Source organism: Buttiauxella sp. AC038, from assembly GCF_979253565.1.
Genome location: NZ_CEEDCQ010000001.1, coordinates 1548526 through 1569141, shown reverse-complemented (window position 1 = coordinate 1569141; position 20616 = coordinate 1548526). Strand labels below are relative to the sequence as shown.

The window sequence follows — 20616 nt, the reverse complement described above, 5'->3', positions numbered from 1 at the left end:
ATCTGGACCCAAAGCCCACGATAATTTAGCAGAATGTTAACAAACTCAAATACACAAAACTACCAAAACCCTGTGAATACCGAAGTATAGGCTTACCCAAATTACATAGAGGTAATCACAGTTTAAAGTCTAGTTTGGCATCCTTTACTTTTTCATAAACTGCCTGACTAGGCGGCTTAGGAATTTTGGCAGTTTTTGCTGCTGTCAATGCGGCCTGACATAAAGCAGGATCACCACTTTCAGGTGTCGCAGAAAGCAAAAGCCCATCTGGACCTAGCTTGATATGCAGGACGCAAGTTTTACCTTGATAGAGGCTCGCATCATACAAACGACTCTGAATAGCACTTCGGATTTGAGCTGCATAGGCACTAATATCAGAACCTGTTGCCCCACCGTTAGCACCATTTGTACCACTGTCTTTCGCAGGCTGACCGTTACCTTTCGCTCCTGCGCCAGTTTTCGGTGCATTCTTACCTGAGCTCAAGTCGCCAAATAGATCGTCAACACCAGCAGCGGCAGCTTTATCGGCAGCAGCTTTCTCAGCAGCAGCCTTTTTCTTAGCATCTGCTGCAGCTTTCTTATCAGCAGCACCTTTTGCAGCAGCAGCCTTATCAGCCGCGGCTTTTTCAGACGCAGCTTTCTCGGCTGCGGCAGCTTCTGCTGCTGCTTTTTTCTCAGCATCAGCAGCCTTTTTAGCGGCTTCAGCGGCAGCTTTCTTCTCAGCATCCTGCTGAGCTTTCTTCGCTGCAGCATCTGCGGCTTTCTTCTCGGCTTCTTGCTGAGATTTTTTCGCCGCAGCTGCGGCTTCAGCAGCTGCCTTTTTCTCTGCGTCAGCGGCTTTTTTAGCTGCTTCCTCAGTGGCTTTCTTTTGTGCATCTGCAGCAGCTTTCTTCGCCGCTTCTTCCGCAGCCTTCGCCTGGGCGTCAGCCTGAGATTTTGCCTGAGCATCAGCTTGAGCTTTGGCGTCTGCTTTGGCTTTCGCCGCCGCTGCTTCGGCTTGCTTCTGTTGCTCCTGCGCTTCTTTCGCTGCTTCTTGCGCTTGCTTCTGCTGATCTGCTTGTTGCTTCGCTTGTTCCTGCGCTTCGAGGCGTTCTTTCTCCAGTTGCTTCAGACGCTGTTGTTCGGCAGCCTGTTTTTCCTGAAGTTCTTCAGCCTGTTGTTGCGCTTGTTTCTCGCGTTGCTCCGCTGCACGTTTGCTGCTCGACTGCTGTTGCTGCTGGCGATTGTACTGTTGAACAACTGCACCTGGGTCGACCATGACCGCGTCAATAGCCGAACCCCCACCGCCGCCAGCACTGGCGTCGATGTGCTCGTCAAACGAACTCCAAATCAGGACTGCAATCAAAATGATATGCAGGATCACTGAGACGATTATCGCGCGCTTGAGCTTATCGTTTTCTATGGTTGCCTTTGACACTATCGGTTCCCAAATATCGCGAGATGGATCAGATTGGCTGCGTCATCAGACCGACGGATTTCACACCTGCGCTATGCAGCATGTTAAGTGCCTTGATGATTTCCTCATAAGGAACATCTTTAGCACCCCCGATCAAAAAGACCGTTTTCGGATTTGCCTGCAAACGACGCTGTGCTTCCGCAATAACCTGTTCAGATGGCAACTGGTCCATACGGTCTTTCTCAACCACCACGCTGTACTGCCCTACCCCGGACACTTCAATAATGACCGGCGGTTCATCGTTACTGCTCACCGTCTGCGAATCTGTCGCATCCGGCAAATCAACCTCAACGCTCTGTGTAATGATGGGAGCCGTTGCCATAAAAATAAGCAACAACACCAACAGTACGTCCAGCAGAGGAACGATGTTAATTTCGGACTTTAATTCCCGACGACCACGCCCACGTCCACGTCTGGCCATGACTTACCCCTTACTGCTTATCGCTGCTGGTAAAAGCCTGACGGTGCAGGATAGCCGTGAACTCTTCCATGAAGTTGTCGTAATTCAATTCCAGTTTGTTCACACGTTGGTTCAGGCGGTTATACGCCATAACCGCTGGGATTGCAGCGAACAGGCCGATTGCAGTTGCAATCAGTGCTTCTGCAATACCTGGAGCAACCATCTGCAATGTCGCTTGTTTCACCGCACCGAGTGCGATAAAGGCGTGCATGATCCCCCAAACCGTACCAAACAGACCGATATACGGGCTGATGGAACCCACGGTTCCGAGGAAAGGAATGTGCGTTTCTAGCGTTTCCAACTCACGGCTCATGGAAATACGCATGGCGCGAGATGCCCCTTCAACGACCGCTTCAGGTGCGTGTGTGTTAGCACGATGCAGTCGGGCAAACTCTTTAAAGCCTGAATAGAAAATTTGTTCAGAGCCAGCAAGACTGTCACGGCGGCCCTGGCTTTCTTGATAGAGACGGGACAATTCAATGCCCGACCAGAACTTATCTTCAAAGGCTTCTGCTTCACGAGTAGCAGCATTGAGGATTCGCGTTCGCTGAATAATGATTGCCCATGATGCAATGGAAAAACCAATCAAAATCAACATGATAAATTTGACCAGAAGGCTTGCCTTCAGGAACAAATCAAGGATATTCATGTCAGTCACTGCTTGAACTCCGCGACAATAGACTTGGGAAGCGCACGAGGCTTCATTAGGTGTGGATCAACACAGACGATCAGGACCTCAGCTTCGTTGAGTACCTGATTACCGGCATTGACGATTCGCTGTGTAAATACCATAGAGGTACCACGCATCGATGTAATTTCACTTTGGATTTCGAGTAAATCGTCGAGTCGGGCAGGCGCCAAATAATCCACCGTCATTCTGCGGACAACAAAGGCGACGCGCTCTGCCAACAAATCTTGCTGGCTAAAATGGTGATGGCGCAACATCTCAGTGCGTGCTCTTTCATAGAAAGCAACATAACTGGCGTGGTATACCACACCACCGGCGTCAGTGTCTTCGTAATAGACACGAACCGGCCATCGAAACAGCGTTGTACTCACAATACATCCCGGTAATGCAATTTAACGTTGCTACTATACGCAAGAGGATGGGGGTTGGGAATGGGTTGCATTAAACGTTAGGTAAATATTTATGGGCTTGTTAAAGCCCATAAATCTTGTGTGAAAATCTTTGAGGTTAAAGAAGCATCAGAAGAAGAAAATAGCCAGTCCTGCCAGCAAGACTAATTGTGCAGGTAAGGGGCTAAAAACCCCCTGCCACAGCACTTTGCGAGGGCGAAAACCCACGCCATGAATTACGCCAGTGCATACAGCCCACATCAGCAAAAAACCATGCCAGATTTCAAGACTGCTGGTTTTCGCCGCAAAGCGGGACGGGTCCCAAAATATACACACGGCAAGAACTAATGCCATTATCAAGGAAAGAGCCCTTAAAGGGCTCTTATCCATTACCGCATAAAGCTTCGCGATAATTGCTTCCATCAAATTTCTTCTTTACCAGCTTTAGCAGCTTCAACGTGCTCAAGTGCCAGGGCGGTAATGATGCCAAAAGCACAGGCAAGAAGCGTCCCCAGAATCCATGCAAAGTACCACATAATCAGCTCCTTACTTAGTACAGAGAGTGGGTGTTGCTTTCGATATGCTCTTTGGTGATTCGACCGAACATCTTCCAGTAACACCAAGTGGTGTAGATAAGAATGATCGGTACAAATACCGCAGCAACATAGGTCATCACATTCAGAGTTAACTGGCTGGATGTTGCATCCCACATAGTGAGACTAGCGTTCAACATGGTGCTCGAAGGCATCACGAACGGGAACATCGCCACACCGGCAGTCAGAATGACACAAGCCAGAGTCAATGAGGAGAACACGAATGCCATCGCGCCTTTCTCAAGACGAGACATCAGCACAGTCAACAGTGGCAGAACCACACCCAGAGCCGGGATGAGCCACAGAATCGGCATATTATTGAAGTTCACCATCCAGGCACCAGCCTGACGAGCGACTTCTTTAGTCAGCGGATTCGATGCTGCATGGTGGTTCAACTCTGAAGTCACAACGTAACCATCGATGCCGTAAATCACCCAAACACCTGCAAGTGCGAAGCACACCATCATCACCAGCGCTGAAATTTGCGCAGCGGCTTTAGCACGCAGATGCAGTTCACCCACAGTACGCATTTGCAGGTAAGTTGCACCCTGAGCAAGGATCATGGAAACGCTCACGACACCAGCCAACAGACCAAACGGGTTCAGCAACTGGAAGAAGTTACCGGTGTAGTACAGACGCAGATACTCATCAACGTGGAACGGCACGCCTTGCAGCAAGTTGCCGAACGCCACACCGATAACCAACGGCGGCACAAAACTACCGATGAAAATGCCCCAGTCCCACATGCCACGCCAACGCATGTCTTCAATCTTCGAACGGTAGTCAAAACCTACCGGACGGAAGAATAATGAAGCCAGCACCAGAATCATTGCCACATAGAAACCAGAGAACGCTGCTGCATAAACCATCGGCCAGGCAGCGAACAATGCGCCACCAGCGGTGATGAGCCATACCTGGTTACCATCCCAGTGAGGGGCGATGGAGTTCACCATGATGCGGCGTTCAACATCTGTTTTGCCAATGACACGGGACAACATACCTACGCCCATATCAAAGCCATCGGTGACTGCAAAACCAATCAGCAGAATGCCAACCAGCAGCCACCAGATAAAACGCAATACTTCATAATCGATCATTTGACGACTCCTGTCTTAGCGTGCCGGCTGAGAGGTCACATTGGACTGCTCAAAGTGATAGCGACCTGTTTTCAGACTGCTCGGCCCAAGGCGAGCAAATTTGAACATCAGGAACAGTTCCGCCACCATAAACAGCGTGTAAAGGCCGCAAATCAGTACCATGGAGAAGATCAGATCGCCCACAGTCAGAGAGGAGTTAGCAACCGCAGTTGGCAATACCTCACCAACAGCCCATGGCTGACGACCGTATTCGGCAACAAACCAACCAGATTCAATCGCAATCCACGGCAACGGGATACCATAGAGCGCCGCACGCAACAGCCATTTTTTCGAGCCGATTGCATTACGCGTCACAGTCCAGAACGAAGCCGCGATGATGAACAGCATCAGGAAGCCACAGCCAACCATGATACGGAATGCAAAGTACAGCGGAGCTACACGAGGAATTGAGTCTTTCGTTGCTTTCTGAATTTGCTCTTCCGTCGCATCAGCAACGTTCGGGGTATAGCGTTTGAGCAGCAGGCCATAACCCAGGTCTTTCTTAACAGACTCAAAGTTATCGCGAACGGCCTGGTCTTTAGAACCTGCACGTAACTGTTCCAGCAGGCTATAAGCCTTCATGCCGTTACGAATACGTTCTTCGTGCTGCACCATCAGGTCTTTCAAACCAATAACTTGCTTATCCACAGAACGGGTGGCGATGATGCCAAGCGCGTATGGGATTTGAATCGCATAGCTATTTTCTTGCTTGTCCTGGTCCGGGATACCAAACAGCGTAAACGCAGCTGGAGCTGGTTGAGTTTCCCACTCAGCTTCAATAGCGGCCAATTTGGTTTTCTGCACGTCACCCATTTCGTAACCGGATTCATCACCCAGCACGATGACAGACAGGATTGCCGCCATACCGAAGCTTGCAGCGATTGCAAAAGAACGCTTCGCAAATGCAACGTCACGGCCTTTAAGCAAGTAGTAAGAACTCACACCGAGGATGAACATCGCGCCACATACGTAACCAGACGCTACGGTGTGAACGAATTTCACCTGCGCAACTGGGTTAAGGACCAGTTCGGAGAAACTGACCATCTCCATACGCATGGTTTCGAAGTTGAAGTCGGAAGCAATCGGGTTCTGCATCCAGCCGTTAGCGACCAGAATCCACAGTGCGGAAAGGTTGGAGCCAAGAGCCACCAGCCAGGTTACCGCCATGTGCTGAACTTTGCCCAGACGATCCCAACCGAAGAAGAACAGACCTACAAAGGTGGATTCAAGGAAGAATGCCATCAAGCCTTCGATGGCCAGTGGGGCACCAAAAATGTCACCCACGTAGTGTGAATAGTAAGACCAGTTTGTACCGAACTGGAACTCCATGGTTAAACCGGTAGCCACGCCCAAAGCAAAGTTGATACCAAACAACTTGCCCCAGAACTTGGTCATATCTTTATAAATTTGCTTACCTGACAGAACGTACACTGTTTCCATGATGGCCAACAAAAACGCCATACCGAGCGTTAGTGGCACAAACAGAAAGTGGTACATCGCGGTCAAGGCAAACTGTAAGCGCGACAGTTCGACAATATCCAACATCTTGACTCCTTGCTCTTCGCATGAAGACTTCGACCGTGGCTCACCGTAAGGAAAACCACAACGCATGCCCTAATACAAAAACATTAGCTTCCAGACTTCATCTCTTCGTCATTTTATTTGCATGTAACGAAGAAAGATGAAAGGTTACAAACACGTTAATAAAAACCAAAAATAATCCGCAAATATATTACCCTGCAATTTCCCTACAATAAATAGGTAATTGCTTAGTGTTATTTACGTTTCTCGACAGTGATCAATTTATAGCGAAAATGTCCCTTAACAGCCAGTTTGATCTGCAACAATTTACGCTGTTTTGCATACCACTATCCAGTTTTAGATATTGATCTAGCGCAATTTATTCCCTGATTGTTAATTTAGTTTCCCGCTTAAATTAATAGTAAATTTGATGTTAATGATATGTTTTGGAGATATCACTAAGGTTAATGGAAAAGTGATATCCATAAACAAAAACTATTTATTGCAGATAAGTTAAAAAATAAATTCCGAACGTTAACAGCGATGGTTTTTTATCTTCACGCGCTATTTTCATCAGGCCGTCTCTTCCCCCATCCGAAATTAACAATTGATTTACTTTTAATGCTCCATTATTTAACAAGGCGCTGTTTTTGATAAGGTTAGTAGTCAGTAGTGTAGTCTTTTAAAACATAAACCACTTAAAAAATGCGACCTTAAAAAAAGCAGGATTAGGCTCGGCGTGCCATTACCAGATACGATTCTTACGGTAGGTGAGAGTGGAAAGGTTAGTGCTTCCCTCCCCTTGCTGATTGTTGTTACAGTGAATTTTCATCCATTTGCACTTTTTGATATTCAACACGCTGGTAATAAGGCTCAAACAGCGATGCCAGCAGTTGAAGTGAGAGGCTTTCGGCTTTTTAAGCTACTCAGGCAGCCAAATCACTCAAGGTGCCATAAGTGGCTGTTATGTGAATACAGTAATCAATGACCGCAAATTTTGGCCATAAAAAAGGCCGCTCATTGAGCGGCCAACCATGTCGAACAATTTTTATTAGTTCTGCTTACTGAGGCAAAATAGCTTTCAGTGCGTCACCGATGTCAGCCAGGCTGCGAACGGTTTTCACGCCTGCGGCTTCCAGCGCTGCGAATTTCTCATCCGCAGTACCTTTACCACCCGCGATGATGGCGCCTGCGTGGCCCATACGCTTGCCTTTCGGCGCAGTGACACCCGCGATATAACCAACAACTGGCTTGGTGACATGCTCTTTGATGTAGGCCGCTGCTTCTTCTTCAGCGCTACCGCCGATCTCACCGATCATCACGATAGCTTCAGTCTTCGGATCTTCCTGGAACATCTTCAGAATATCGATGAAGTTAGAGCCAGGGATCGGGTCACCGCCGATGCCTACGCAAGTAGACTGGCCCAGACCGATATCAGTCGTCTGTTTAACGGCTTCATAGGTCAGTGTGCCTGAGCGGGAAACGATACCCACTTTGCCTGGCAGGTGAATGTGGCCTGGCATGATGCCGATTTTGCACTCGCCCGGGGTGATAACGCCTGGGCAGTTTGGCCCAATCATGCGCACGCCAGCTTCGTCCAGTTTCACTTTCACAGTCAGCATATCCAGCGTCGGGATGCCTTCAGTGATAGTGATAATCAGCTTAATGCCTGCGTCGATTGCTTCCAGAATGGAGTCTTTGCAGAACGGTGCTGGAACGTAGATTACAGATGCGGTCGCACCAGTTGCTTCTACGGCTTCACGCACAGTGTTAAATACTGGCAGGCCGAGGTGCTCAGTGCCGCCTTTGCCTGGCGTAACACCGCCAACCATTTGCGTACCGTATGCAATCGCCTGCTCGGAGTGGAAAGTCCCCTGGCTGCCGGTGAAACCCTGGCAAATAACCTTGGTATTTTTATCGATCAAAATGGACATTATTTCCCCTCCACTGCAGCAACAACCTGCTGCGCTGCGTCCGTCAGACTTTTCGCTGCAATAATATTCAGGCCACTATCTGCCAGTTTCTTCGCGCCCAATTCAGCGTTGTTACCTTCCAGACGTACTACCACTGGAACGTTAACACCCACTTCGGCAACCGCACCGATGATACCGTCTGCGATCAGGTCACAACGTACGATACCGCCGAAGATATTCACCAGAACCGCTTTCACTTTGTCGTCAGACAGAATGATTTTGAATGCTTCGGTAACGCGTTCTTTGGTTGCGCCGCCGCCAACGTCCAGGAAGTTCGCTGGTTCGCCGCCGTGCAGTTTAACGATGTCCATGGTGCCCATTGCCAGGCCCGCACCGTTAACCATGCAACCAATGTTGCCATCAAGCGCAACGTAGTTCAGTTCCCACTGTGCCGCCTGCGATTCTCGTGCATCTTCCTGGCTTGGGTCACGCATTTCGCGCAACTCTGGTTGACGGAACAGTGCGTTGCCGTCAGCGCCCAGTTTGCCATCGAGACAAATCAGGTCGCCCTGCTTAGTGATGACCAGCGGGTTGATTTCGATAAGTGCCAGGTCACGCTCAAGGAAGATGTTCGCCAGTCCCATAAAGATCTTAGTGAACTGCTGAACCTGCTTACCTTCCAGACCCAGTTTGAATGCCAGTTCACGGCCCTGGTAAGGCATTGGGCCTGCCAGCGGATCCAGTGCAACTTTGTGGATCAGGTGCGGGGTTTCTTCCGCAACTTTCTCAATTTCAACGCCACCTTCGGTAGACGCCATAAACACAACGCGACGGGAGCTACGATCAACCACCGCGCCAAGATACAGTTCTTTATCAATGTCAGTCGCAGCTTCAACCAGAATCTGGTGAACTGGCTGGCCATTTGCATCTGTCTGGTAGGTAACCAGGCGTTTGCCCAGCCAGTGCTCAGCAAAAGCACGGATGTCTTCTTTGCTGTTGACCACTTTCACGCCGCCCGCTTTACCGCGGCCACCAGCATGAACCTGACATTTTACCACCCACGGACCTGCACCAATTTTTGATGCCGCTTCTTCCGCTTCACGCGGTGTATTACAGGCGTAACCGACTGGAGCCGGCAGGCCATATCGAGCAAACAACTGTTTCGCCTGATACTCGTGTAAGTTCATGAGTTCTATCCATCCTTCAGGGTAATCGTTATAAACCTGTAGGCCGGTGCGCTATTGATGCCAGATGGCGCGCAGCTTTCGGCCTACAGTGCAGGTGATGCTTTAAAACTAAACGTCCAGCAACAGACGAGTCGGGTCTTCGAGCAATTCTTTGATTGCTACCAGATAACCCACTGATTCACGGCCATCGATCAGGCGGTGATCGTAAGACAGTGCCAGATACATCATCGGCAAGATCTCAACTTTACCGTCAACCGCCATCGGACGGTCTTTGATAGCATGCATACCTAGGATCGCGCTCTGCGGCGGGTTGATGATCGGCGTTGACATCAGGGAACCAAACACACCACCGTTGGTGATGGTGAAGTTACCGCCAGTCAAATCTTCAACGGTCAGTTTGCCGTCACGGCCTTTCACTGCCAGCTCTTTGATGCGTTTTTCGATGTCAGCCATACCCAGGGTGTCAACATCACGCAGTACTGGTGTTACCAGGCCACGTGGAGTAGAAACCGCGATGCTCACGTCGAAGTAGTTGTGGTAAACCACGTCTTCGCCATCGATAGAAGCGTTCACTTCTGGATAGCGTTTCAGCGCTTCAACCACCGCTTTGATGTAGAAGGACATGAAGCCCAGACGTACACCGTGGCGTTTCTCGAAAGAATCACCGTACTGCTTACGCAGATCCATGATTGGCTTCATGTTCACTTCGTTAAACGTAGTGAGCATGGCGGTGGAGTTTTTCGCTTCTAACAGACGCTCAGCAACGCGTTTGCGCAGGCGAGTCATTGGAACGCGTTTTTCGCTACGGCCAGCAATTGGTGCAACCGGAGCTTTAGTTTCAGCAGCCGGTTTCGCTGCCGCAGGTTGAGCCGCTTTCGCCTGAGTCAGATGCTTATCAACATCCTCACGGGTGATACGGCCACCGACGCCGCTGCCTTTAATGGCATTAGCATCCAGAGAATGCTCTGCAATCAGGCGGCGAATAGCTGGGCTGAGTGCGTCATTGCTCTGCTCTTCCAAAGAAGCCTGCTGGCGCTGTGCCGGGGTAGACTCTTTGCTTTCTGTTTTCGCAGAAGTCTCTTTACCGGCGCTGTTACCTTCACGCAGGCGGCCCAAAATTTGACGAGAAGTTACGGTTGTACCTTCATCTTCCAGTACAGCATCCAGAATACCATCTGCAGACGCCGGTACTTCCAGTACCACTTTGTCAGTTTCGATTTCCACCAGCACTTCGTCACGGGTAACGGTGTCACCCGGTTTTTTATGCCAGGTAGCAACGGTTGCATCGGCAACGGACTCAGGCAGGTCAGGAACTAGAATATCTACGCTACTCATTTTTTATCCTTTAATTAATCGACGTTCAGCGCGTCATTAACCAGATCTTGCTGCTGCTTCTGGTGAACGGACAAGTACCCTACCGCAGGTGAAGCGGAGGCTGGGCGACCTGCATAACGCAGACCTGATCCAAATGGAACTACTTCACGGAAATGGTGTTGGCTGCAGTACCAGGCGCCCTGGTTAAGCGGCTCTTCCTGGCACCAGACAAAATCATGTACGTGAGCAAATGGTTTCAACACTTCCTGCATAGCCTGATGCGGGAATGGATATAACTGTTCGATGCGCACAATTGCCACATCTTTCTGGCCGTTCTTACGACGCTGTTCCAGCAAATCGTAATAAACCTTACCAGAACACATTACCACGCGTTTCACGCCAGCAGGATCCAGCTCGTCAACTTCGCCAATTGCAGGCAAGAAGGTTCCGTTAGCCAGTTCATCCATGGTGGAAACCGCCAGTGGGTGACGCAGTAAAGATTTCGGTGACATCACCACCAACGGACGGCGCATACCACGCAGCGCCTGACGACGCAGCATGTGGTAAACCTGTGCTGGAGTCGAAGGGACGCAAACTTGCATGTTCTGTTCCGCGCACAGCTGGAGATAACGTTCCAGACGCGCAGAGGAGTGCTCCGGTCCCTGGCCTTCGTAACCGTGTGGCAGCAGCATAACCAAGCCACACATACGGCCCCACTTCTGCTCACCGGAACTGATGAACTGGTCAATCACAACCTGAGCGCCGTTGGCGAAGTCACCAAACTGAGCTTCCCAGATGGTCAATGTGCGCGGTTCAGCCGTCGCATAACCGTATTCGAATGCCAGTACAGCTTCTTCAGACAGCACGGAGTCCCATACTTTGAACTCGCCCTGGCTGTTGTGAACGTGTTGAAGCGGCGTGTAAGTCGAACCGTTAGTCTGGTTGTGAATCACAGCGTGACGGTGGAAGAAGGTGCCACGACCCACGTCTTCACCAGACAGACGCACTGAAACGCCTTCATCAACCAGAGTTGCGTACGCCAGATTTTCAGCAGCACCCCAGTCGAATTTCTTCGCGCCGTTCGCCATTTCCATACGGTCACTGTAGATTTTCGCCACACGTGACTGCATCTCAACGTTTTCAGGTGCGCTGCTAATACGCTTAGCCAGCTCCTGCAAACGCTTCATCTCTACCTTGTTCGGATAGCTCTCATCCCACTCGTGGTTGAGGTATGGCGACCAGGTAAATGAATGCATGTTCATTGGGCGATATTCTTCAACCACACACTCGCCAGCATCCAGTGCGTCACGGTACAGATTCACCATTTCGGTGGCATCTTCAAGCGTCGCCAGCTTTTGCTGCTCCAGACGGTCTGCGTAAATCTTACGCGGAGTCGGGTGTTTCTTGATTTTCTGGTACATCACTGGCTGAGTTGCACTTGGCTCATCAGCTTCGTTGTGACCATGGCGACGGTAGCAAACCAGATCGATAAACACGTCGCGCTTAAAGGTGTTACGGAAATCCAGTGCCAGACGGGTCACAAACGCGACCGCTTCCGGGTCATCCGCATTCACATGGAAAATCGGTGCCATCACCATCTTACCGATATCGGTACAGTACGGCGTGGAGCGCGCATCCAGTGGGTTGGAGGTGGTGAAACCAATCTGGTTGTTGATAACGATACGAACGGTACCGCCCACTTCGTAACCACGCGCTTTGGACATGTTCAGGGTTTCCTGAACCACGCCCTGCCCGGCAACCGCTGCGTCACCGTGAATGGTGATTGGCAGGACCTGGTTAATGCCTGGTTTTTCCAGACGGTCCAGACGCGCACGCACAGAACCGATAACCACTGGGCTTACGATTTCAAGGTGCGACGGGTTAAACGCCAGCGCCAGGTGAACCAGGCCGCCTTCGGTTTCAACGTCAGATGAGAAGCCCATGTGGTACTTCACATCGCCAGTGCCGAGGTGCTCTTTATGTTTACCAGCAAATTCGTCGAACAACTCCTGCGGCTTTTTACCCAGTACGTTGATCAGTACGTTCAGGCGGCCACGGTGTGCCATGCCCAAAACCACTTCACGTGTGCCGCTCTTACCCGCGTGGCGGATCATCTCTTTGAGCATTGGCACCAGTGCGTCACCGCCTTCAAGCGAGAAGCGTTTCGCGCCCGGGAATTTCGCACCCAGGTAACGCTCAAGGCCTTCTGCTGCGGTCAGCTCGCTCAGGAAGCGTTTCTTTTCTTCAACGGTAAACGTTGAGTGCCCCACCACTGATTCAATTCGCTGTTGAATCCAGCGTTTCTCTTCAGTGTTGGTGATGTGCATATATTCCGCACCGATCGAACCGCCATACGTCTGCTTGAGTGCATCAATCAAGTCAGCAAGCTTCATGGTCTCTTTGCCGCTGGCAAAAGAACCCACATTGAAGGTTTCCTGGAGATCGGCTTCAGTCAGGTTGTGGAATGCTGGGTCAAGATCGGGAACCGCGTCCTGTTTCCACAAGCCAAGTGGGTCAAGGTTTGCTGCCTGATGGCCACGGAAACGCCATGCGTTGATAAGCTGCAACACTTTGACTTGCTTAACGTCGGTGTCAGGGTCGGTGATTGCGGTGGAATAACGTGAGGCATCCTTCGCCAGACGACGGAAATAATCACGTGTTTTGGAATGGAATTGATCCGGTCTGGCCCCGGTTCCAGGTAATTGCTGGAACATTGAGCGCCAGTGCGCATCAACAGAGTCAGGATCGGTTAAGAAGTCTTCATAGAGCTGCTCTATCCAGGACTGGTTTGCACCTGCCAGGTAAGAGGAATCCAGCCAGGCTTTCATTTCGCCGTTCTGCATCGTGATCCCTTAAGCATTTTTATGCTTATTTCGCCGTGAATAACTATTGCGTACAGAATATGTACGCATTACCGGGGTCCACAACTACGAGCCTTTTCCTTTCCAGGCGGCTCAAGAAGGAACCTTTAAAAACTGTCACAACAGGGCAGTTTTTAAAGATTTCCTGCGATTTATTCCCCTCTCCCACGGGAGAGGGGACGAAAAGCTAGGCACTCTTTTGCAGCAACATCGACTTAATGTGGCCGATAGCCTTCGTCGGGTTCAATCCCTTAGGACAAACACTGACGCAATTCATAATGCTATGGCAGCGGAATACGCTGAAAGCATCACTGATTCCGTCAAGACGACTTGCGGTTTCAGTATCACGGCTGTCAATCAAGAAGCGGTATGCCGCCAGTAAACCTGCCGGACCAATGAATTTGTCCGGGTTCCACCAGAATGATGGGCAGGATGTCGAGCAGCACGCACACAGAATACACTCGTACAAACCATCCAACTTCTCACGCTGTTCAGGTGACTGCAAATGCTCACGAGCCGGTGGATTTTGCCCATTATTCAACAGGTAAGGCTTAATCTTCTCATATTGGGCATAGAATTGCCCCATGTCCACAACCAGATCGCGCACAACCGGTAATCCAGGCAGTGGACGGATGACAATCTTCTGCTTTCCGTTACCCAATGCGGAGATTGGCGTGATACAAGCCAGGCCATTCTTGCCGTTCATGTTCACACCATCGGAGCCACAAACCCCTTCACGGCATGAACGACGGAAAGACAACGTCGGGTCTTTTTCTTTAAGTTGCATCAGCGCGTCAAGCAACATCATGTCGCGCCCTTCTTCCCCTTCCAGGGTGTACTCCTGCATACGCGGAGCATCGTCAACATCCGGGTTGTAGCGATAAATAGAGAATTCGAGTTTCATCACTTTGCTCCGCTATTAATAAGTACGCACTTTCGGCGGGAATGCCGGACGCAGTTTCGGCTGCATGTTCACCTCACGGCGCGTCATGCTTTCCGACTCAGGCAGATACAGGCTGTGGCACAACCAGTTTGCATCGTCACGGTCCGGGTAGTCGAAGCGGCTATGCGCGCCACGGCTTTCGGTGCGGAAGTTAGCGGAAACAGCGGTAGCAAAAGCGGTTTCCATCAGGTTATCAAGCTCAAGGCACTCAACACGCTGGGTGTTGAACTCGCTTGAAGTATCATCCAGACGGGCATTTTTCAGGCGTTCGCGGATTTGTTTCAGTTGCTCAAGGCCTTTAGCCATCGCGTCACCTTCACGGAATACCGAGAAGTTGTGCTGCATACATTCCTGAAGCGCTTTACGGATTAGTACCGGATCTTCGCCGTTACGGTTGCCATTCCAGCGGTTCAGGCGTTCCAGCGCGGCATTAATTTCATCTTCGGTGGCATCACGCAGTTCGCCTTGCTCGGCGATAGACTCCAGCAGATGCATGCCCGCAGCGCGGCCAAATACCACCAGGTCGAGCAGAGAGTTACCGCCCAGACGGTTTGCACCGTGAACGGATACACAAGCGATTTCACCTACCGCAAACAGACCTGGAATCAGAACGTCTTCGCCCTGCTCATTCACAGTCAGCGCCTGGCCCGTTACTTTGGTTGGAATGCCGCCCATCATATAGTGGCAGGTTGGGATAACCGGAATAGGCTCTTTAATTGGGTCGACGTGTGCAAAGGTACGAGACAACTCGAGGATGCCCGGCAGACGAGATTCGAGAACCTCTTTACCAAGGTGGTCGAGTTTCAGTTTAGCGTGTGGACCCCATGGGCCGTCACAACCGCGACCTTCACGGATTTCAATCATGATGGAGCGAGCAACAACATCGCGTCCAGCAAGGTCTTTAGCATTTGGCGCGTAACGCTCCATGAAACGCTCGCCGTGTTTGTTCAGCAGATACCCGCCTTCACCACGGCAACCTTCTGTAACCAGAACCCCTGCCCCGGCGATACCGGTTGGGTGGAACTGCCACATTTCCATATCCTGCACCGGAACACCGGCACGCAGCGCCATACCAACACCGTCACCAGTATTGATGTGGGCATTAGTCGTGGACTGATAAATACGGCCTGCACCACCCGTTGCCAGGATGGTCGCTTTCGCTTTGAAGTAAACCACTTCGCCAGTTTCGATACACAGCGCGGTCGTACCGACCACTGCGCCATCAGCGTTTTTCACCAGATCAAGCGCATACCATTCAGAGAAGATGGTGGTTTTGTTCTTCAGGTTTTGCTGATAAAGCGTGTGCAGTAATGCGTGACCGGTACGGTCAGCCGCTGCCGCAGTACGTGCCGCTTGCTCGCCGCCAAAGTTTTTCGACTGGCCGCCAAACGGACGCTGATAAATAGTGCCATCATCAAGACGGGAGAACGGCAGCCCCATGTGCTCCAGTTCCAGAATCGCTTCCGGGCCGGTTTTACACATATATTCAATGGCATCCTGGTCACCGATATAGTCGGAACCTTTTACCGTGTCATACATATGCCATTCCCAGTTGTCTTCATGAGTATTACCGAGAGCTACGGTAATACCACCCTGCGCAGACACGGTATGGGAACGGGTTGGGAAAACTTTAGATAACAAGGCACAAGTCTGGCCGCCTTGTGAAATTTGCAGTGCGGCGCGCATACCTGCACCACCAGCACCGATCACAACTGCATCAAACTCTCTGACTGGTAAACTCATTACACACCCCACACCACAACGAATCCATAAATGACGTAAACCAGCAGTGCAACAACAATAACAAGTTGCAGCCCAAGACGAATCGCCACTGGTTTAACGTAGTCGGTCAACACCTGCCACATGCCAATCCAGGCATGGATCAAAATTGAGAACAATGTCAGCAGGGTGAACACTTTGGTGAAGGCGGAGCCGAAGAAACCACTCCAGACCTCGTAGGTTAAATCGCCGGTAACAGCGAAGAACCCGATCATATAAATGATGTACAGGGTGATTACGATGGCGGAGGCACGGACCAATATATAGTCATGCACACCATTGCGACCTAATGCGGAGGCGTTGCTTACCATACGAGGACTCCTGCGAGAAGTGAAAGCACGACAGTAATAACAAATGAAATCATCGCGGATCGTTTGCCCGCTATCAGGGTTTCTTCCAGCAAACCGGTGTCCATCATGATGTGGCGGATGCCCACAACAACGTGATAAGCCAGTGCTGTGAGGATGCCCCACATAATGAATTTAACAAAGAAGCTACTCATTATTGCTGACGCAACAAGGAAGCCTTCTGGAGACGAGAGTGACTGGCCTAACAACCACAGTAGGATGCCTACAGCCACAAAGGTGATCACGCCGGATACACGATGGAGGATGGAAGCGATTGCAGTGACGGGGAACCTCATCGTTGTGAGATCGAGGTTTACAGGTCTTTGTTTTTTCGCATTTTTTATCATGAATAGCGCCCACATGCTGTTCTTATAGTTTCCTTCCTCCGGATCTGCAGGCGGGGTCAGACAGCGTGAACTTTCTATAACTGTGCGTCATGCAAAAACAGCTACATCCAGATGCCAAAAAACTGGCTACAACGCTGGGTGGCGCCCGGTGGCAGGGTATTCCGGAGACCTGGCGGCAGTATAGGCGCTTCACAAATTCATTACAATTAACCTACATATAGTTTGAAGGGCTTTTGGTCTGAACAGTGAGCAGGATCACGATAACAACATTATTTTAAATTTTAATCATCTGATTTGACAAAAGTTAAACATTCTTGTTACAAACAATGCCAGAAAAGCCGTATAATTCGCAAAAGTTATAGGGTCAGCCTTTCACCTGAGAATAAGTTATGTAACAGTGTATCGGTATTGACCCAATCAATCAGGACCGTTATTAGTGGTACACAGATTTGAATGATATGGACTGCTAACACCCTGATTTGCTGTTTTTTCGCCTGCGTGACTCGTGTTACCTGCAAGCGCCCATTGCTCTGTACCCTGCGTTACACTGATATCAAAACAGAGCTGAGAGCCAAATAAAAAACTGGTAGAGAGTCGCGATTGGTTTGAATGTATTTCCTAAATAATTCGAGTGGCATCGAGGGGGCAACGCGGCGAATCCCCAGGAGCTTACATAAGTAAGTGACTGGAGTTAGCGAGGAAAGCCAACAAAGATGCAACTTGAAGTATGACGGAAATAGGCAAGTCGGGCATCCCGCAGTCTGATGAATAAGGCGCTAAGGAGACCGTAAATGTCTGATAAAAAAGCAACTCTCACCTATAACGGTGATGATGCTCTGGAACTGAATGTGCTAAAAGGCACTCTCGGTCAGGATGTAATTGATATCCGTAGTCTTGGTTCTAAAGGTGTATTTACTTTTGACCCGGGTTTTACCTCTACCGCATCATGCGAATCAAAAATCACCTTTATCGACGGTGATGAAGGCATCTTGCTGCACCGTGGTTTCCCGATAGATCAACTGGCAACACACTCCAATTATCTTGAAGTCTGCTATATCCTGCTGAACGGCGAAAAACCGACCCAGGAACAATACGAAGAATTTAAAACCACCGTCACCCGTCACACCATGATCCACGAACAAATTACACGTTTGTTCCACGGTTTCCGTCGTGACTCCCACCCGATGGCTGTGATGTGTGGTGTGACCGGTGCACTGGCGGCGTTTTATCATGACTCCATGGACGTGAATAACCCACGCCACCGTGAGATTGCCGCGTTCCGCCTGTTGTCCAAAATGCCGACCATGGCAGCCATGTGTTACAAATATTCAATAGGGCAACCGTTCGTTTATCCACGCAACGACCTGTCTTATGCCGGTAACTTCCTGAACATGATGTTCTCCACGCCGTGCGAGAAATACGAAGTTAACCCTATTCTGGAACGCGCCATGGACCGAATTCTGATCCTGCACGCAGACCACGAGCAAAACGCTTCCACATCAACCGTTCGTACTGCTGGCTCAAGTGGCGCTAACCCATTTGCTTGTATCGCAGCCGGTATCGCATCCCTGTGGGGACCTGCGCACGGTGGTGCTAACGAAGCAGCACTGAAGATGCTTGAAGAGATCAGCAGTGTTGAACACATTCCTGAATTCGTTCGTCGTGCGAAAGATAAGAATGACTCTTTCCGCCTGATGGGCTTTGGCCACCGCGTGTACAAAAACTACGACCCGCGTGCCACAGTGATGCGTGAAACCTGCCATGAAGTTCTTAAAGAGCTGAATCTGAAAGATAACAATCTGCTTGAAGTGGCGATGGAACTTGAGCATATCGCGCTTAACGACCCGTACTTCATCGAGAAGAAACTCTACCCGAACGTGGACTTCTACTCAGGCATCATCCTGAAAGCAATGGGTATTCCATCTTCTATGTTTACCGTTATCTTCGCGATGGCGCGTACTGTTGGCTGGATTGCTCACTGGAACGAAATGCACGACGACGGCATTAAAATTGCACGTCCACGTCAGTTGTATACTGGCTACGAACAGCGTGATTTCAAATCTGATTTGAAAAAATAAGTTCGTTTCTGGAAAGTAAAGAACGCGCCGAAAGGCGCGTTTTTTTTGAGTCAGCGTTATGCCTGCGGGTTATCCGTCAGATTGGTGATGCCCACGCCCTGCGGTGTCGATGTTTGTGTTTCGGTCTGCGACTGGGTTGTTGGCGTCAGTTCGGTGACTTTCGGCGATTGAGTTTCCTGCGTCGCTGCTGGCGCAGCAGGTGGTGTAACTTGCGTCTGTTCGACCGTGGCAGATGGTGTAACCTGCGTTTGTTCGACCGCGGCAGGCTCTTCAATTTGCTGTTGTATAACAGGAACAGATTCTACCGGAATCGTTTCTGACTTCGGTTTCGGAACCGGGGTTGATGCGCGGACGGTAAATGTCGGTTTACTATTCGCAATGGAATATGTCACGTGGCTGACAACATCGCTCGATGTCGACACTTCAACAGGCGATATGGTTACGCGACCAATCAGCGTACGGGCATAGCCGCCGACTGTATGTTTGCCCTCTGGCAGTTGTAGTTCAAGACTTTTACCCGTCCCCAGCGCACCAGCATCCTTGCTATCAATGGTCACGTATATTGTGGTGCCATCGTCGGTTTTCGTTGGGACATGCGTCACGGTCACGCGCGAGGAGCCAAAATCGAAAGCCGATGTCGTGTCTGCGGTTTTCGATTTTGCGCATCCTGTCAGGGCTAAAACGGCTGCTATGGCAGCCAGGGCGAAACGAGAACTCATAGTGCAACGTCTTCCTTTAAATTTTTTTGTGATCTACGTCCCAATATACCCGATCTCCGCGCCATGCGATAAACGCTATCTTCAGGATTATTTAATGCTGACAGCCAGGGCACCAATAAAATGGCCTGGATGAAAGCATTGTTTTCTCAATAATGGCGCCGCAGCGTTCGCATTTCTCCCCTGCACGATGAAACACCTTAAAGCTGAAAATAGCCCCATGGTGTTTATTCTCATCCACAGTGCCACGCGTATTGTATGAAAAACGTGGGATATCCAGCAGTGCATGAGACAGTTTATCGAGTTGTTCAGGAGTTAAAATCTGTGCTTTATGGTGCGCTAATAGCCCAACTGCCCAGAGAATCTCAACGCGCAGATAATTTCCCAGCCCTGCCAGGAAAGCCTGATCCAGCAACAAACTGCTGAACTGGCGCCTACGAAACCTTGCCGACAACAAGCGTGCTTTCACCTGTTCTGCCGTTAGCGTCATATCAAGGACATCCGGCCCGACACGCAATAAAAACGGATGCTTCAACAGTTGATCGCCATTGAGTATTTCAATATCTGAAGCGCTGTAGAGCAAAATGGCTTTATCAGCAGTCTGCAATCTGACGCGTAAAACACGTGTCGTGTCTGTCGTTTCACCTGCATTAACCACACGCCACACGCCATAAAGTTGGTTGTGGCTGTACATGGTTAACCCATTAGAAAAATGCAACAGCAATGCTTTTCCACGCGTTTCGATACGCTCGACGCTTTGACCAACTAATGTTTGCTCAAACGGCTTCAACTGAGGAAATGCAAACCAGACTTCGGTTAGCGCTTTATTTAAAACGGCGGCTTCAAGTTTATCTGCCGCTCGCCTTATTTCTGGACCTTCTGGCATCT

General features: G+C 50.1%; 20 protein-coding genes. 2 read left to right on the top strand and 18 right to left on the bottom strand.

What is annotated here, in order from left to right; genetic code table 11:
• Positions 1-115: 115 nt before the first annotated feature.
• The 16 genes from tolA to sdhC all read right to left on the bottom strand — a co-directional run bounded on the left by tolA (position 116) and on the right by sdhC (position 16949).
• Positions 116-1417: a cell envelope integrity protein TolA gene (gene tolA, locus AC0IXI_RS07510; protein ID WP_134185179.1), complete on the bottom strand. Its 1302-nt coding sequence runs from the start codon at positions 1415-1417 to the stop codon at positions 116-118.
• Between the two features lie 28 nt (positions 1418-1445).
• Positions 1446-1877 carry a colicin uptake protein TolR gene (gene tolR / locus AC0IXI_RS07505; protein ID WP_034497142.1) on the bottom strand — a complete coding sequence of 144 codons (432 nt, stop codon included), beginning with the start codon at positions 1875-1877 and terminating at the stop codon, positions 1446-1448.
• Between the two features lie 10 nt (positions 1878-1887).
• Positions 1888-2574, bottom strand: a complete 687-nt coding sequence (gene tolQ, locus AC0IXI_RS07500) for a Tol-Pal system protein TolQ (protein WP_074391983.1) — start codon at positions 2572-2574, stop codon at positions 1888-1890.
• Complete coding sequence (ybgC, locus tag AC0IXI_RS07495; RefSeq protein ID WP_064512612.1) at positions 2571-2975, bottom strand: tol-pal system-associated acyl-CoA thioesterase; 405 nt, start codon at positions 2973-2975, stop codon at positions 2571-2573. Before ybgC ends, tolQ begins: the two co-directional genes overlap by 4 nt.
• A gap of 147 nt (positions 2976-3122) precedes the next feature.
• Positions 3123-3416 carry a cyd operon protein YbgE gene (ybgE, locus tag AC0IXI_RS07490; RefSeq protein ID WP_034458756.1) on the bottom strand — a complete coding sequence of 98 codons (294 nt, stop codon included), beginning with the start codon at positions 3414-3416 and terminating at the stop codon, positions 3123-3125.
• Positions 3416-3529, bottom strand: coding sequence for a cytochrome bd-I oxidase subunit CydX (gene cydX, locus AC0IXI_RS07485; RefSeq protein WP_064512614.1), 114 nt, complete (start codon positions 3527-3529; stop codon positions 3416-3418). Before cydX ends, ybgE begins: the two co-directional genes overlap by 1 nt.
• Before the next feature lie 14 nt (positions 3530-3543).
• Complete coding sequence (gene cydB, locus AC0IXI_RS07480; RefSeq protein ID WP_413498660.1) at positions 3544-4683, bottom strand: cytochrome d ubiquinol oxidase subunit II; 1140 nt, start codon at positions 4681-4683, stop codon at positions 3544-3546.
• A gap of 15 nt (positions 4684-4698) precedes the next feature.
• Positions 4699-6267: a cytochrome ubiquinol oxidase subunit I gene (gene cydA, locus AC0IXI_RS07475; protein ID WP_064512621.1), complete on the bottom strand. Its 1569-nt coding sequence runs from the start codon at positions 6265-6267 to the stop codon at positions 4699-4701.
• 1037 nt (positions 6268-7304) lie between these two features.
• A complete protein-coding gene (gene sucD / locus AC0IXI_RS07470) occupies positions 7305-8177 on the bottom strand; it encodes a succinate--CoA ligase subunit alpha (RefSeq protein ID WP_034458762.1) in 873 nt (290 codons plus the stop codon).
• Entirely contained in the window at positions 8177-9343 is a 1167-nt protein-coding gene (gene sucC, locus AC0IXI_RS07465) for an ADP-forming succinate--CoA ligase subunit beta (protein ID WP_064512623.1), read from the bottom strand. Before sucC ends, sucD begins: the two co-directional genes overlap by 1 nt.
• Before the next feature lie 108 nt (positions 9344-9451).
• Positions 9452-10678, bottom strand: a complete 1227-nt coding sequence (odhB, locus tag AC0IXI_RS07460; RefSeq protein ID WP_413498661.1) for a 2-oxoglutarate dehydrogenase complex dihydrolipoyllysine-residue succinyltransferase — start codon at positions 10676-10678, stop codon at positions 9452-9454.
• 14 nt (positions 10679-10692) lie between these two features.
• Complete coding sequence (gene sucA / locus AC0IXI_RS07455; RefSeq protein ID WP_422569041.1) at positions 10693-13500, bottom strand: 2-oxoglutarate dehydrogenase E1 component; 2808 nt, start codon at positions 13498-13500, stop codon at positions 10693-10695.
• 205 nt (positions 13501-13705) lie between these two features.
• Entirely contained in the window at positions 13706-14422 is a 717-nt protein-coding gene (locus AC0IXI_RS07450) for a succinate dehydrogenase iron-sulfur subunit (RefSeq protein WP_064512632.1), read from the bottom strand.
• Positions 14423-14437: 15 nt separating this feature from the next.
• Positions 14438-16204, bottom strand: a complete 1767-nt coding sequence (sdhA, locus tag AC0IXI_RS07445) for a succinate dehydrogenase flavoprotein subunit (RefSeq protein ID WP_064512634.1) — start codon at positions 16202-16204, stop codon at positions 14438-14440.
• Positions 16204-16551 carry a succinate dehydrogenase membrane anchor subunit gene (gene sdhD, locus AC0IXI_RS07440; RefSeq protein ID WP_034458774.1) on the bottom strand — a complete coding sequence of 116 codons (348 nt, stop codon included), beginning with the start codon at positions 16549-16551 and terminating at the stop codon, positions 16204-16206. The genes sdhA and sdhD overlap by 1 nt, the downstream gene beginning before the upstream one ends.
• Positions 16545-16949: a succinate dehydrogenase cytochrome b556 subunit gene (sdhC, locus tag AC0IXI_RS07435; RefSeq protein ID WP_064512637.1), complete on the bottom strand. Its 405-nt coding sequence runs from the start codon at positions 16947-16949 to the stop codon at positions 16545-16547. Before sdhC ends, sdhD begins: the two co-directional genes overlap by 7 nt.
• Before the next feature lie 279 nt (positions 16950-17228).
• Here sdhC and AC0IXI_RS07430 point away from each other — a divergent pair, with 279 nt between their 5' ends.
• Both AC0IXI_RS07430 and AC0IXI_RS07425 read left to right on the top strand, forming a co-directional pair.
• Positions 17229-17387 (top strand): hypothetical protein, encoded by a 159-nt coding sequence (locus AC0IXI_RS07430; protein ID WP_422569040.1) that lies wholly within the window; start codon positions 17229-17231, stop codon positions 17385-17387.
• Between the two features lie 338 nt (positions 17388-17725).
• Positions 17726-19012, top strand: a complete 1287-nt coding sequence (locus tag AC0IXI_RS07425) for a citrate synthase (protein ID WP_064512639.1) — start codon at positions 17726-17728, stop codon at positions 19010-19012.
• A gap of 56 nt (positions 19013-19068) precedes the next feature.
• Here the strand turns inward: AC0IXI_RS07425 and AC0IXI_RS07420 are convergent, their stop codons facing one another.
• Both AC0IXI_RS07420 and nei read right to left on the bottom strand, forming a co-directional pair.
• A complete protein-coding gene (locus tag AC0IXI_RS07420; RefSeq protein WP_471682182.1) occupies positions 19069-19731 on the bottom strand; it encodes a hypothetical protein in 663 nt (220 codons plus the stop codon).
• Between the two features lie 91 nt (positions 19732-19822).
• Positions 19823-20614 (bottom strand): endonuclease VIII, encoded by a 792-nt coding sequence (gene nei, locus AC0IXI_RS07415; protein ID WP_471682181.1) that lies wholly within the window; start codon positions 20612-20614, stop codon positions 19823-19825.
• Positions 20615-20616 lie beyond the last annotated feature (2 nt).